A 13,642-nucleotide genomic window follows, 5' to 3' on the forward strand; every position below is an offset into this window, starting at 1 on the left:
ATTGTTTGTGATGCCGTCATCGCGGGCAAGCCCGCTCCCACAGGTTTTATGTCGAACACAAAAATACGTACGACTCAAATCCTGTGGGAGCGTGGCTTGCCCGCGATGACGGCGACACGGTCTTTCAGTCTGTCGCAGGCAGCGGATTCAACCAACCCCGCACCCGCCGGAACAGTTGCTCCTGCTCAGCCTTGTTGTCGGGCAATGCCTTGAGCGCGACCTGACTGAATGCCGATGACTTCAAGCGCTTGCTGCCCTGCAACCGTTCCAGTGCAGCGTTGCGGTCCGGCGCTTTGTCTTTGTAGTAAATATCGGCGGTCGGCAGTTTCAGGGTCGGGGTCAGCTCCGCCAGCTCGGGCTTCGCCGTCACGGGTGTCTGTGCTGCAACCATCACCAGCTTTTCCACTTGCGATGGCTGCTTCTCGCTCAGGTAGCGCGCGGCCCAATAAGCGCCGGAACCATGCCCCAACACCACGATGCTGCGGGCGCTTTGCTGTTCGGCGAAGGCGAGCGCGGCGTCGATCCGGGCGAAGATACGCTCGGCATCTGCCCTGGATTGTTCTTCGGTGGTTTCGGCGACGGCCTTGTCGGCCACGTCGGCCTCGCCACCGGCCGCCTGTTCGATGGGGGCGGCGGTGGTCGAGTCTTTACTGCCGGTCTCGGGAGCCTTGGGGGCTGGCGCTGCTTCCACGATTCGTGGCGCAATGGCATCGCTTTGCAGGTCTGGCAAGGTGATACTCAGGCTGCTCCATTCGGCGTCCGGCAATTTGCGCCGCAAAGGACCGACCGCTTGCGGCCAGTCAACGCTTTCGCCGGCGCCCGGGATAATAATCACCGCGCCTTTGGGGTCGGCGGTATTGGCCGGTTTCCACAAGGCCAGAAACGTGTCGGTGGCCGCTTGCAGTTGTTGCTGTTCCTGAGCCGGGACTTTTCGCTCAAGTGCGGCAGCTTCTTCCTGACTACGCTCAGGCAGCGGCTGACGTTCGAGTGGTTTTTCTTCGGCGGTTTTTTCTGCTGCGCCAGGCGCCGGGTCGGCCGCTTCGACGGAAAAAGCGCATGGCAGGATCAGCGACAGGCACAATGCTGGCAGTGCCAGGCGGTAGACAGGGGGCATTGGATATTCCAGGCCAGAAGTTGTTCCGGCAGCCTAATGGGTTGGTCAGTATTTGTCAGTGTGTGAGAGTTCAATGAAGCGTTTTCGCTGCCTGTGGGTTATCGGCTGTTTGTGGTTTCCCTTGATGGGGTGGGCCGCGCCCGTGCCCCCGGCGCATGTTGCCCAGTTGACCCCGAAGCAACAGCACTGGCTGAAGCAGCAGAGCGAGTTGCGGGTCGGTCTGGTGTTGCAGGCGCCCTATGCGCAATACGATCGCCGCTTGCAGCGCCTGTCCGGGGTGAATGTCGACTTGATGAAGTGGCTGGCAAAGACCCTCAACGTCGAACTGAGCTGGCGCAACTTTCCCGACCTTGAACAATTGGAAGCCGCGGCCCGCGAGGGCGAAATCGACATCGCCCCGGGGTTGACCCAAACCCCTGGCGGGTTGCGTCTCTGGCAGTTTTCCGACCCCTACATGCGGGTGCCGCAACTGGTGGTCAGCGACCAGAAAAGCGCCGGCGCGGTCGAGCTGGAAAAGCTCGACAGCCAGACCCGCGTCGCTGTGCGAATGCCCAGCGCCATCGCCGATTACCTGCACAGCAACTATCCGCACCTGAACCTGCAAGGCGTCCCGATGGAGCGCCAGGCCTTGCAGTTGCTGACGGGCCAGCAGGCGGCTTATGCGGTGGTCGATGAGGCACAATTGGGGCGCCTGTCTGTCGAGCCGGAGTTCGCCGGGTTGGTGGTGGTCGGGGATGTCGGCCTGCCGCAGCTGCTGCGGGTGGCCACGCGCCGCGACAAGCCGGAACTGGCGGGCATCGTCGAAAGTGCATTGCGGGCGATCCCGGCCAAGGATCTGGAACAACTGCACAATCAATGGCTGCAAGCCAAGTATCCGCGGCTCACCGAGTCCCCCGGGTTCTGGCAAAACCTCTGCCTGTTGCTGGTCGTGCTGGCGTTGAGTTGCATGGCTATCGTGTTCTGGCAGCGTCGCCAGCAGCGCAATCTGGAGCAACGCTTGATGGCCGCGCAGGAAGACATTGCCTTGCGTGCCGCCAGCGAAGAGGCTTTGCGGCTCACCCAGTTTTCCATCGATCAAAGCACCGTCGGCATCCTCTGGGTCAACTGGGACAGCCACGTGCGCTACGCCAACCGTGCGGCGGAAAGCATGCTCGGCTATCCACCCGGTGGGATCATTGATCGGCCCTTGATCGATTTCGAACCTGGCCTGCACATGGACCGCTGGCTCAATCTTTGGAAGCGCGCCAGGGCCAGTGAAGAGGGCCCGCAAAGCTTCGAAACCAACTGTGTGCGCGCCGACGGCAGCATTCTGCCGGCCGATGTCTCGTTGAGTTTTCTGCGCTTTCGCGATGGCGAATACCTGGTGGTTTACCTCAATGACGTCACCGAGCGGCGCCGCGCCCTGGCCGCCCTGCAGGAAAGCGAGGCGCGGCTGCAAGGCATCGCCGCCAACGTTCCGGGCCTGGTTTTCCGGCTGGAGCGGGCGCCGGTGACCGGTCAGATCGACTTTGCCTACATCAGCGAAGGCAGCGAAAGCCTGGTGGGTTACTCGCCGGCCACGCTTGCGCATCGCGATAAAGGTCTGCGCAGCCTGGTGCATCCGGATGACAAAGCCAGCTATCACCAGACCCAGGATCATGCGCTGGATACCGACAGCGACTGGTCGTGGCAAGGGCGTATCCTCACCCGTCAGGGCGAGCAGCGCTGGGCGGAAATCAAGGCCATCACGCGTCAGCTGGAAGACGGCGCCTATGTCTGGGACGGGATCGTCTGGGACATCAGCGAGAGCAAGCGCATCGAACTTGAACTGGCCAGCTCCCGGGAACAACTGCGTGAGTTGTCCGCGCACCTGGAAAGCGTGCGCGAAGAAGAAAAGGCGCGCATCGCCCGGGAAGTTCACGATGAACTGGGTCAGATGCTGACGGTGCTCAAGCTGGAAACCTCCATGTGCGAACTGGCTTACGCGCAACTCGATCCGGGCCTTAACGAGCGCCTTGGCAGCATGAAGCGCCTGATCGCCCAACTCTTCCAATTGGTTCGTGACGTGGCAACCGCATTGCGCCCGCCGATTCTCGATGCGGGTATTGCCTCGGCCATCGAATGGCAGGCCCGACGATTTGAGGCGCGTACGCAGATTCCGTGTCTGGTGCAGGTGCCGGATAATCTGCCGGTGCTCAGCGATGCCAAGGCTATCGGCCTGTTCCGGATCCTTCAGGAAGCGCTGACCAATGTCATGCGCCATGCCCAGGCGCATACTGTTGAACTGACGCTGGCGCTGGAAGGCGACGAGTTGTGTCTGACGGTCAGCGACGATGGCGTAGGATTTGTCGCTGCGCCTGGCAGGCCAACGTCCTTCGGGATTGTCGGAATGCGCGAGCGGGTGTTGATTATGGGCGGTGAGTTATCCCTTGAAAGTGAGCCGGGTGAAGGTACGACCCTGAGTGTGCGCGTTCCGCTGGATACAGCCTGAACAGGTTGTGTTGACTGTACCGACGCTTTCGTCGGAACGCCGCCCGGGGCAAGCCCGCTCCCACAATGTTTTGCGTAAATGCCCAAATCCAGTGTGGGAGCGGGCTTGCTCGCGAATGATCTTGAATCTGGAGAAAAACGTGATCCGTGTACTGGTAGCCGAAGACCACACCATCGTCCGTGAAGGCATCAAGCAGCTGATTGGCCTGGCCAAGGACTTGCTGGTGGTGGGGGAGGCGAGCAACGGCGAGCAGTTGCTCGACACCTTGCGTCATGTGCCCTGCGAAGTGGTGTTGCTGGACATCTCCATGCCGGGCGTCAATGGCCTGGAAGCCATTCCGCGGATTCGCGCCCTGAACAATCCGCCGGCGATCCTGGTGTTGTCGATGCACGACGAAGCGCAGATGGCCGCCCGGGCGCTGAAGGTCGGGGCCGCCGGTTATGCAACCAAGGACAGCGATCCGGCACTGTTGCTGACGGCCATTCGCAAAGTGGCGTCAGGCGGGCGTTATATCGACCCGGAACTGGCCGACCGCATGGTCTTCGAGGTCGGTCTGACCGACTCGCGTCCATTGCATTCGTTGCTCTCAGAGCGCGAATTCTCTGTGTTCGAACGCCTGGCCCAGGGCGCCAACGTCAACGACATTGCCCAGCAACTGGCGCTGAGCAGCAAGACCATCAGCACCCACAAGGCGCGGCTGATGCAGAAGCTCAACATCACCTCGTTGGCGGAGTTGGTGAAGTACGCGATGGAGCACAAACTGCTCTGATTCACCGAATCCACTGTAGGAGCCAGCTTGCTGGCGATGGCGTTCTTGAAATCGCTATCGCCAGCAAGCTGGCTCCTACAGGGATAGCACGATGCCATATCCATTTACGACATCTCGCCCCATCGTTTTTGCCGTTACTTGCGGCTTGCAGCCCAGTGCCTTGCACTGCGTTTGCCAAAACGCGCCATCCTTGTAGGGCAATCCCTACCCCCAGCCTTCCATCCGGCTGAGGCGAATCTCTCTTGCGCCCCGATTTGCGTGGTCCCCAGCGTCCACTAGGCTTAACCCCACAGCAGTCATCAATAACAAAGGTGTGGGTATGAGCCAGGTCGATTCAAGCGCAGGGGCCAATGATGTTCTGGTCAGCTTTCGTGGAGTGCAGAAGAGCTACGACGGCGAGAACCTGATCGTCAAGGACCTCAACCTGGACATTCGCAAAGGCGAATTCCTCACCTTGCTCGGGCCGTCCGGCTCCGGCAAGACCACCAGCCTGATGATGCTCGCCGGCTTCGAAACGCCGACCGCGGGCGAAATCCTGCTGGCCGGGCGCGCCATTAACAACGTGCCGCCGCACAAGCGCGACATCGGCATGGTGTTCCAGAACTACGCATTGTTCCCGCACATGACGGTGGCCGAAAACCTGGCGTTCCCGCTGACCGTGCGCGGCATGAACAAGAGCGACGTCAGTGCCCGGGTCAAGCGCGTGCTGAGCATGGTCCAGCTCGATACCTTCGCCCAGCGTTACCCGGCGCAACTCTCCGGCGGTCAGCAACAGCGTGTGGCATTGGCCCGCGCGCTGGTGTTCGAGCCGCAATTGGTGCTGATGGACGAACCCCTCGGCGCACTCGATAAACAACTGCGTGAACACATGCAGATGGAGATCAAGCACCTGCACCAGCGCCTGGGCGTAACCGTGGTCTACGTGACCCACGACCAGGGCGAAGCCCTGACCATGTCCGACCGTGTGGCGGTGTTCCATCAGGGCGAAATCCAGCAGATCGCGCCGCCGCGCACCCTCTACGAAGAGCCGAAAAACACCTTCGTCGCCAACTTCATCGGCGAGAACAACCGCCTCAATGGCCGACTGCACAGTCAGACCGGCGACCGCTGCGTAGTCGAACTGGGGCGTGGTGAAAAAGTTGAAGCGCTGGCGGTGAATGTCGGCAAGACCGGCGAGCCGGTGACCCTGTCCATCCGTCCGGAGCGCGTGAGCCTCAATGGCTCCAGCGACCAATGCGTCAATCGCTTCTCCGGGCGAGTCGAGGAATTCATCTATCTGGGCGACCACGTCCGGGTTCGCATGGAAGTCTGTGGCAAGACCGACTTCTTCGTGAAGCAACCGATTGCCGAACTCGATCCCGGGCTGGCGGTTGGCGACGTGGTACCGCTTGGCTGGCAGGTCGAGCACGTTCGTGCGCTCGATCCCCTTTTAGAGGCGAATTGATCGCCCCGGCAATACCAACACCAACCCTGCACGTGGAGAGAACAATAAATGTTGAGATCCCTGAAATTCACCGCTCTGGCACTGGGCATGATGGGCGCGGCACACGCAATGGCGGCCGGCCCGGACCTGACCGTGGTGTCCTTTGGCGGGGCGAACAAGGCGGCTCAGGTCAAAGCCTTCTACGCACCGTGGGAAGCGGCAGGCAACGGCAAGATCGTGGCCGGTGAGTACAACGGCGAAATGGCCAAGGTCAAGGCCATGGTCGACACCAAGAGCGTGTCCTGGGATCTGGTAGAGGTTGAATCGCCGGAACTGTCCCGTGGTTGCGACGAAGACATGTTCGAGCAGCTTGATCCGAAGTTGTTCGGCAAGACCGAAGACTACGTCAAGGGCGCGATCCAGCCTTGCGGCGTGGGTTTCTTCGTGTGGTCGACCGTACTGGCCTACAACGCCGACAAGCTGAAGACCGCACCGACCAGTTGGGTGGATTTCTGGGACACCAAGCAGTTCCCGGGCAAGCGTGGCCTGCGTAAAGGCGCCAAGTACACCCTGGAATTCGCACTGATGGCCGACGGCGTTGCGCCGAAAGACGTCTACAAAGTGCTGGCCGGCAAAGATGGTCAGGACCGCGCATTCAAGAAACTCGATGAGCTCAAGCCGAACATCCAGTGGTGGGAAGCTGGCGCACAACCGCCGCAATACCTCGCTTCCGGTGACGTGGTCATGAGCTCGGCCTATAACGGCCGGATCGCTGCCGTGCAGAAAGAAAGCAACCTGAAAGTGGTGTGGAACGGCGGCATCTACGACTTCGACGCATGGGCCATCCCGAAAGGCCTGGACAAGGCGCGTGCCGAAGCGGCGAAGAAGTTCATCGCCTACTCGGTGATGCCACAGCAGCAGAAGACCTACTCGGAAAACATCGCCTACGGCCCGGCCAATACCCAAGCCGTACCGCTGCTGGCCAAGGATGTCCTGAAAGACATGCCGACCACCCCGGAAAACATCGCCAACCAAGTGCAGATCGACGTCAGCTTCTGGGCTGACAACGGTGAGCAACTGGAACAGCGCTTCAACGCCTGGGCTGCCAAATAACCATCACCCTTGTGGGAGCGGGCTTGCCCGCGATGACGGTGGGTCAGTTGACAGAGATGTTGAATCTGATGACGCCATCGCAGGCAAGCCAGCTCCCACAGGTTGTTCGTATTAGAAAGATCGATTTCCGGAGTACGCCATGGCTATCGCCGTTCCCGTGAACGCGGGCACTGACCCCACCTTGAAGCAGCGGCTCAAGCACGCCGAGCGGGTCAACCGCTGGAAGGCCCAGGCGTTGATTGCGCCGCTGGTGCTGTTTCTGTTGCTGGTGTTTCTGGTGCCGATCGTGGCGCTGCTCTACAAAAGCGTTGGCAACCCGGAAGTGGTCGGCGGCATGCCGCGCACCGTGACGGCCATCGCCAGCTGGGACGGCCGCGGCCTGCCCGCTGAACCGGTTTATAAAGCGGCGGCCGAAGACCTCGCCGACGCCCGCAAGAATCAGACCTTGGGTGATCTGTCCAAGCGCTTGAACATGGAGCTGGCAGGTTATCGCAGCCTGCTGACCAAAACCGCCCGTGCCTTGCCGCTCGTCACTGAACCGGCTTCTTATAAAGAAGCGCTGGAAGGCCTCGATGAGCGTTGGGGCGACCCGGCCTACTGGCAGGCGGTGCGCCGCAACACCAGCAGCATCACCCCGTATTACCTGCTGGCCGCTGTCGATCATCGCATCGACGACCTCGGCGAAATCGCCCCGGCCACCCCGGATCAGGCGATCTACCTCGACATCTTCGCCCGCACCTTCTGGATGGGCCTGATCATCACCGTGATCTGCCTGGTGCTGGCGTATCCCCTGGCTTACCTGTTGGCGAACCTGCCGTCGCGGCAGAGCAACCTGCTGATGATTCTGGTGCTGTTGCCGTTCTGGACCTCGATCCTGGTGCGGGTCGCGGCGTGGATCGTGTTGCTGCAATCGGGCGGACTGATCAACAGCGGCCTGATGGCGATGGGCATCATCGATAAGCCGATCGAGTTGGTGTTCAACCGCGTCGGTGTCTACATCTCCATGGTGCACATCCTGCTACCGTTCATGATCCTGCCGATCTACAGCGTGATGAAGGGCATCTCGCCGACCTACATGCGCGCCGCGATTTCCCTCGGCTGCCATCCCTTCGCCAGCTTCTGGCGGGTGTACTTCCCGCAGACCTATGCCGGTGTCGGCGCCGGTTGCCTGTTGGTGTTCATCCTGGCTATCGGCTACTACATCACCCCGGCATTGCTGGGTAGCCCGAACGATCAGATGGTCAGCTATTTCGTCGCCTTCTACACCAACACCAGCATCAACTGGGGCATGGCGACCGCACTGGGTGGGCTGCTGCTGTTGGCGACCGTGGTGCTTTATCTGATTTACAGCTGGCTGGTGGGCGCCAGTCGCCTGCGCCTGAGCTAAGGAGAGAACGAAATGCTGAGTCCTTATATGTCGCCCATCGAACGGGTGTGGTTCTACAGCTTGCGGATTCTCTGCGGCTTGATTCTGTTGTTCCTGATTCTGCCGGTGCTGGTGATCATTCCACTGTCGTTCAACTCTGGGAGTTTTCTGGTTTATCCGCTGCAAGGCTTCTCGCTGCACTGGTATCAGGATTTCTTTGCCTCGGCGGAATGGATGCGTTCGTTGAAGAACAGCATGATCGTGGCCCCGGCAGCGACCGTTTTGGCGATGATCTTCGGTACGCTGGCGGCGATCGGCCTGACTCGGGGCGACTTCCCGGGTAAGGCGCTGGTGATGGCGCTGGTGATTTCGCCGATGGTGGTGCCGGTGGTGATCATCGGTGTGGCCAGTTACCTGACCTTCGCTCCACTGGGATTCGGCAACAGCTATACCTCGCTGATCGTGGTGCACGCCGTGCTGGGCGTGCCCTTCGTGATCATCACGGTGTCGGCGACCTTGCAAGGGTTCAACCACAACCTGGTGCGGGCCGCTGCGAGCCTGGGCGCTTCGCCGCTGACCACGTTCCGCCGGGTGACCTTGCCGCTGATCGCGCCGGGCGTGATCTCGGGGGCGTTGTTTGCCTTCGCGACTTCGTTCGATGAGGTGGTGGTGACGCTGTTCCTCGCAGGTCCCGAGCAAGCGACCCTGCCACGGCAGATGTTCAGCGGCATCCGCGAAAACCTCAGCCCGACCATCGCCGCCGCCGCGACGCTGCTGATTGCTTTCTCGGTGATCCTGCTGCTGACCCTGGAATGGCTGCGTGGGCGTAGCGAGAAACTGCGTACTGCCCAGGTCTGACACGGATCGTTATTTCTGACGCCATTCCCTGTAGGAGCTGGCTTGCCAGCGAAAGCGGTGCATCAGGCACACCGCGTTGCACCATTCGCCGGCAAGCCGGCTCCTACAGGGGGTAGAAAAGTCGGTGTTGGTCATTCACCGCCTGAATGCAAGACAACCCGCAATCCCCAGCTACTCTTGTGCCCAGCTCCCCTACCTATAAGAGGCTGCGCACATGAGTCTTTCCTCTTTCAAAATCGCTCACAAATTGATCACTGGCGCAGGTGCCATCGAGCAACTGTCCGCCGAGCTGGCACGCTTGGACATCGACAACCCGCTGATCGTCACCGACGCCGCTCTGGTCAAGTCCGGAACGGTAGAGCTGGCACTGGCGCAGCTGGGCGAGCGCAGCTACGAGATTTTCGACCGGGTACTGCCGGACCCGGAAATCGCCATCGTCGAAGATTGCATGCGGGTTTATCGCGACGGCGGGCATGACGGCTTGATCGGCCTGGGCGGCGGCAGTGCCATCGACATTGCCAAGAGCGTGGCGGCCTATGCCGGATACCACGGCGCGCTGGAGGATCTGTTCGGTATCGATCAGGTCCCGCGCAAAGGCCCGCCGCTGATCGCCATCCCGACCACGGCGGGTACCGGCTCGGAGGTGACCAACGTCGCCATCCTTTCCGACAAGGTTGCGCAACTGAAGAGGGGCATTGTCAGCGACTACCTGCTGCCGGACGTGGCGCTGGTCAGCCCGCAAATGACCCTGACCTGTCCGCGCAGCGTCACGGCGGCCAGCGGCGTCGATGCGCTGGTGCATGCCATCGAGTCCTATCTGTCGGTCAATGCCTCGCCGATTACCGACTCCCTGGCCATCGGCGCGATCAAGTTGATCGCCAAGGCTTTGCCCAAGGCCTACGCCAATCCTTCGAACCTGCAAGCCCGGGAAGATATGGCCACGGCGAGCCTGATGGCCGGCATGGCGTTCGGCAATGCCGGGGTTGGCGCGGTGCATGCGCTGGCGTATCCGCTGGGCGGGCGTTTCAGCATTGCCCATTGCGTCAGTAATGCCTTGCTACTGTCCCATGTCATGACCTGGAACAAGATGGCCTGCATCGAACGCATGCAGGATATAGCCGAGGCCATGGGCGTGAAGACCGCGCATTTGAGTGCCAATGAAGCGGCCGACAAAGCCGTGCAGGCCATGACCGAACTGTGTGCCGCCGTGGAAATTCCCCAGGGCCTGCGCAGTTTCGGTGTGCCCGAGGACGCCATCCCGTCAATGGCCGCGGAAGCGGCGGGGATTGAGCGCCTGATGCGCAATAATCCGCGCAAATTGAGTGCCGTCGATATCGAGAAGATCTATCGCGCGGCGTATTAGGGGCATTGTCGTCGATGGATGATGGCAAGGTCCAATCATCGCGCTCACGGTGCGCGCGTCAAAGCATGAGGTATACAATGCGCGCCATCGTGATTCTGCTCAGAAAAGGTGCGTCATGCAGCCCTTCGTAATTGCTCCGTCGATTCTCTCCGCCGACTTCGCCCGCCTGGGCGAGGAAGTGGACAACGTCCTGGCCGCCGGTGCCGACTTCGTGCACTTCGATGTCATGGACAACCACTATGTACCGAACCTGACCATCGGCCCGATGGTCTGCTCGGCGCTGCGCAAGTACGGCGTGACCGCGCCGATCGACGCGCACCTGATGGTCAGTCCGGTGGACCGCATCGTGGGCGACTTCATCGAAGCTGGCGCGACCTACATCACCTTCCACCCGGAAGCCACCCAGCACGTCGACCGCTCCCTGCAACTGATCCGCGAAGGCGGCTGCAAGTCAGGCCTGGTATTCAACCCGGCGACCCCGCTGGACGTGCTCAAGCACGTGATTGACAAGGTTGACATGATCCTGCTGATGAGCGTCAACCCGGGCTTCGGCGGGCAGAAGTTCATCCCCAGCACCCTCGACAAACTGCGTGAAGCACGGGCTTTGATCGATGCTTCGGGCCGTGACATTCGCCTGGAAATCGACGGTGGCGTGAACGTGAACAACATTCGCGAAATCGCATCGGCCGGTGCCGACACCTTCGTCGCCGGCTCGGCCATCTTCAATGCGCCGAACTATCAGGAAATCATTGAAAAGATGCGTTCCGAACTGGCGCTGGCTCGCCCATGAGCGGCTTTGAGCAGCTGTTCCCGGGGCAACTGCCGCGGCTGGTGATGTTCGATCTGGACGGTACATTGGTCGACTCGGTCCCGGACCTGGCAGTGGCTGTGGACAAGATGCTGCTCAAACTCGGTCGTCAACCCGCCGGTCTGGAAGCGGTGCGCGAATGGGTCGGCAATGGCGCGCCAGTGCTGGTGCGTCGTGCGCTGGCCGGCGGTATCGATCATTCGGCGGTCGATAACGCCGAGGCTGAACGGGCGCTGGAGTATTTCATGCAGGCTTATGGCGAGAGCCATGAGTTGACCGTGGTTTACCCCGGCGTGCGCGATACGCTTAAATGGCTGCAAAAGCAGGGTGTCGAGATGGCGCTGATCACCAACAAGCCGGAGCGTTTCGTCGCGCCGTTGCTGGATCAGATGAAAATCGGCCGTTATTTCCGCTGGATCATCGGCGGCGATACCCTGCCACAGAAAAAACCCGACCCGGCCGCGCTGTTTTTCGTGATGAAAATGGCCAACATTCCGGCTTCACAATCGTTGTTCGTTGGCGATTCGCGCAGCGATGTGCTGGCGGCGAAAGCGGCGGGGGTCAAGTGTGTGGCTCTGAGCTACGGCTATAACCACGGCCGGCCGATTGCCGAAGAGTCGCCGGCGCTGGTGATCGACGATCTGCGCAAGCTAATTCCCGGTTGCCTGGATCCGGCCGCTGAGATAACGTTGACCGACGCTGTCAAACCCCCTTCTGGAAACGCCATCGTGGTGGTCACTCGCAAACTCTGGATGAAAGTCATCAAGGCCCTGGCCCGCTGGCGTTGGCGCGCCTGACTTGATCCTGGCCGGTTTCCGGCGCGTTTGCATACCTGACTGTTCGACCCTCAAGCCACGAGGCACCTCATGATCCGCGAAGAATTCCTGCGTTTGGCCGCTGCCGGCTACAACCGCATCCCGCTTGCCTGCGAAACCCTGGCCGACTTCGATACGCCGCTGTCGATCTACCTGAAACTGGCCGACGAGCCCAATTCCTACTTGCTGGAGTCTGTACAGGGCGGCGAGAAGTGGGGGCGTTACTCGATCATCGGCCTGCCGTGCCGCACCGTGCTGCGGGTTCACGATCACCACGTCAGCGTGACCGTCGATGGTGTCGAGACCGAAAGCCACGACGTTGAAGACCCGCTGGCCTTCGTCGAAGCCTTCAAGGCTCGCTACAACGTGCCGACCATTGCCGGCCTGCCGCGTTTCAACGGCGGCCTGGTGGGTTACTTCGGTTACGACTGCGTGCGTTACGTGGAAAAGCGCCTGGGCAAGTGCCCGAACCCGGATCCGCTGGGTGTGCCGGACATTCTGCTGATGGTCTCCGACGCCGTCGTGGTGTTCGACAACCTCGCCGGCAAGATGCACGCCATCGTACTGGCCGACCCGGCTCAGGAAGACGCTTTCGAGCAAGGTCGCGCTCGCCTGGAAGAGCTCCTGGAAAAACTGCGCCAGCCGATCACCCCGCGCCGTGGCCTGGACTTCAGCCAGCAGCAAGCGGCTGACCCGGTGTTTCGCTCCAGCTTTACCCAGGACGATTACGAAAGAGCCGTCGACACTATCAAGGAATACATCCTGGCCGGTGACTGCATGCAGGTCGTGCCATCCCAGCGCATGTCCATTGACTTCAAGGCGGCGCCGATCGATCTGTACCGCGCGCTGCGCTGCTTCAACCCGACGCCTTACATGTATTTCTTCAACTTCGGCGACTTCCACGTCGTCGGCAGTTCGCCGGAAGTGCTGGTGCGGGTCGAAGACAACCTGATTACCGTGCGCCCGATTGCCGGCACCCGTCCGCGGGGCGCCAACGAAGAGGCTGATCTGGCACTGGAAAAAGATCTGCTGTCGGATGACAAGGAAATTGCCGAGCACTTGATGCTGATCGACCTCGGCCGTAACGACACCGGCCGCGTATCGGAAATCGGTTCGGTGAAACTCACCGAGAAAATGGTGATCGAGCGTTACTCCAACGTGATGCACATCGTGTCGAACGTCACCGGGCAGCTGAAAGCCGGGCTGACGGCAATGGACGCACTGCGAGCGATTCTGCCGGCGGGCACTTTGTCCGGTGCGCCGAAGATTCGCGCGATGGAAATCATCGACGAGCTGGAGCCGGTCAAGCGTGGCGTCTACGGCGGTGCGGTCGGTTACTTCGCCTGGAACGGCAACATGGACACCGCCATTGCGATCCGCACGGCGGTGATCAAGAACGGCGAACTGCATGTGCAGGCCGGTGGCGGCATCGTCGCCGACTCGGTGCCGGCGCTGGAATGGGAAGAAACCCTGAACAAGCGCCGCGCGATGTTCCGTGCCGTTGCCCTGGCCGAACAAACGCCGAACGCCTGATTCCACAAGG

Annotated in this window: 11 protein-coding genes; 10 read left to right on the forward strand and 1 reads right to left on the reverse strand. The window is 61.1% G+C overall.

Annotated elements, in window-relative coordinates; translation table 11 throughout:
* Positions 1 to 124: 124 nt before the first annotated feature.
* Positions 125 to 1,114: an alpha/beta hydrolase family protein gene (locus tag PMI31_RS08190; protein WP_008017423.1), complete on the reverse strand. Its 990-nt coding sequence runs from the start codon at positions 1,112 to 1,114 to the stop codon at positions 125 to 127.
* Positions 1,115 to 1,187: 73 nt separating this feature from the next.
* On the opposite strand from PMI31_RS08190, the gene PMI31_RS08195 reads away from it, so the two are divergent.
* The 10 genes from PMI31_RS08195 to trpE all read left to right on the forward strand — a co-directional run bounded on the left by PMI31_RS08195 (position 1,188) and on the right by trpE (position 13,632).
* Positions 1,188 to 3,584 (forward strand): PAS domain-containing sensor histidine kinase, encoded by a 2,397-nt coding sequence (locus tag PMI31_RS08195; protein WP_008017424.1) that lies wholly within the window; start codon positions 1,188 to 1,190, stop codon positions 3,582 to 3,584.
* A 115-nt stretch (positions 3,585 to 3,699) separates the two neighbouring features.
* Positions 3,700 to 4,353: a response regulator gene (locus tag PMI31_RS08200; protein WP_007993216.1), complete on the forward strand. Its 654-nt coding sequence runs from the start codon at positions 3,700 to 3,702 to the stop codon at positions 4,351 to 4,353.
* Positions 4,354 to 4,672: 319 nt separating this feature from the next.
* A complete protein-coding gene (locus PMI31_RS08205) occupies positions 4,673 to 5,797 on the forward strand; it encodes an ABC transporter ATP-binding protein (RefSeq protein WP_008017425.1) in 1,125 nt (374 codons plus the stop codon).
* A gap of 48 nt (positions 5,798 to 5,845) precedes the next feature.
* Positions 5,846 to 6,889 carry an ABC transporter substrate-binding protein gene (locus tag PMI31_RS08210; RefSeq protein ID WP_008017426.1) on the forward strand — a complete coding sequence of 348 codons (1,044 nt, stop codon included), beginning with the start codon at positions 5,846 to 5,848 and terminating at the stop codon, positions 6,887 to 6,889.
* 139 nt (positions 6,890 to 7,028) lie between these two features.
* Positions 7,029 to 8,276, forward strand: coding sequence for an ABC transporter permease (locus PMI31_RS08215; protein WP_008017427.1), 1,248 nt, complete (start codon positions 7,029 to 7,031; stop codon positions 8,274 to 8,276).
* 12 nt (positions 8,277 to 8,288) lie between these two features.
* On the forward strand, positions 8,289 to 9,113 hold the full coding sequence (locus tag PMI31_RS08220; RefSeq protein ID WP_008017428.1) for an ABC transporter permease: 825 nt from the start codon (positions 8,289 to 8,291) through the stop codon (positions 9,111 to 9,113).
* 214 nt (positions 9,114 to 9,327) lie between these two features.
* Positions 9,328 to 10,476 (forward strand): iron-containing alcohol dehydrogenase, encoded by a 1,149-nt coding sequence (locus tag PMI31_RS08225; RefSeq protein ID WP_008017429.1) that lies wholly within the window; start codon positions 9,328 to 9,330, stop codon positions 10,474 to 10,476.
* 115 nt (positions 10,477 to 10,591) lie between these two features.
* Complete coding sequence (rpe, locus tag PMI31_RS08230) at positions 10,592 to 11,266, forward strand: ribulose-phosphate 3-epimerase (protein ID WP_008017430.1); 675 nt, start codon at positions 10,592 to 10,594, stop codon at positions 11,264 to 11,266.
* On the forward strand, positions 11,263 to 12,081 hold the full coding sequence (locus PMI31_RS08235) for a phosphoglycolate phosphatase (protein ID WP_008017431.1): 819 nt from the start codon (positions 11,263 to 11,265) through the stop codon (positions 12,079 to 12,081). Before rpe ends, PMI31_RS08235 begins: the two co-directional genes overlap by 4 nt.
* A 69-nt stretch (positions 12,082 to 12,150) precedes the next feature.
* Positions 12,151 to 13,632: an anthranilate synthase component I gene (gene trpE / locus PMI31_RS08240; RefSeq protein WP_008017432.1), complete on the forward strand. Its 1,482-nt coding sequence runs from the start codon at positions 12,151 to 12,153 to the stop codon at positions 13,630 to 13,632.
* The last annotated feature ends 10 nt before the right edge of the window (positions 13,633 to 13,642 follow it).

It is taken from the genome of Pseudomonas sp. GM55 (assembly GCF_000282395.1).
GTDB classification, from domain to species: domain Bacteria; phylum Pseudomonadota; class Gammaproteobacteria; order Pseudomonadales; family Pseudomonadaceae; genus Aquipseudomonas; species Aquipseudomonas fluorescens_CC.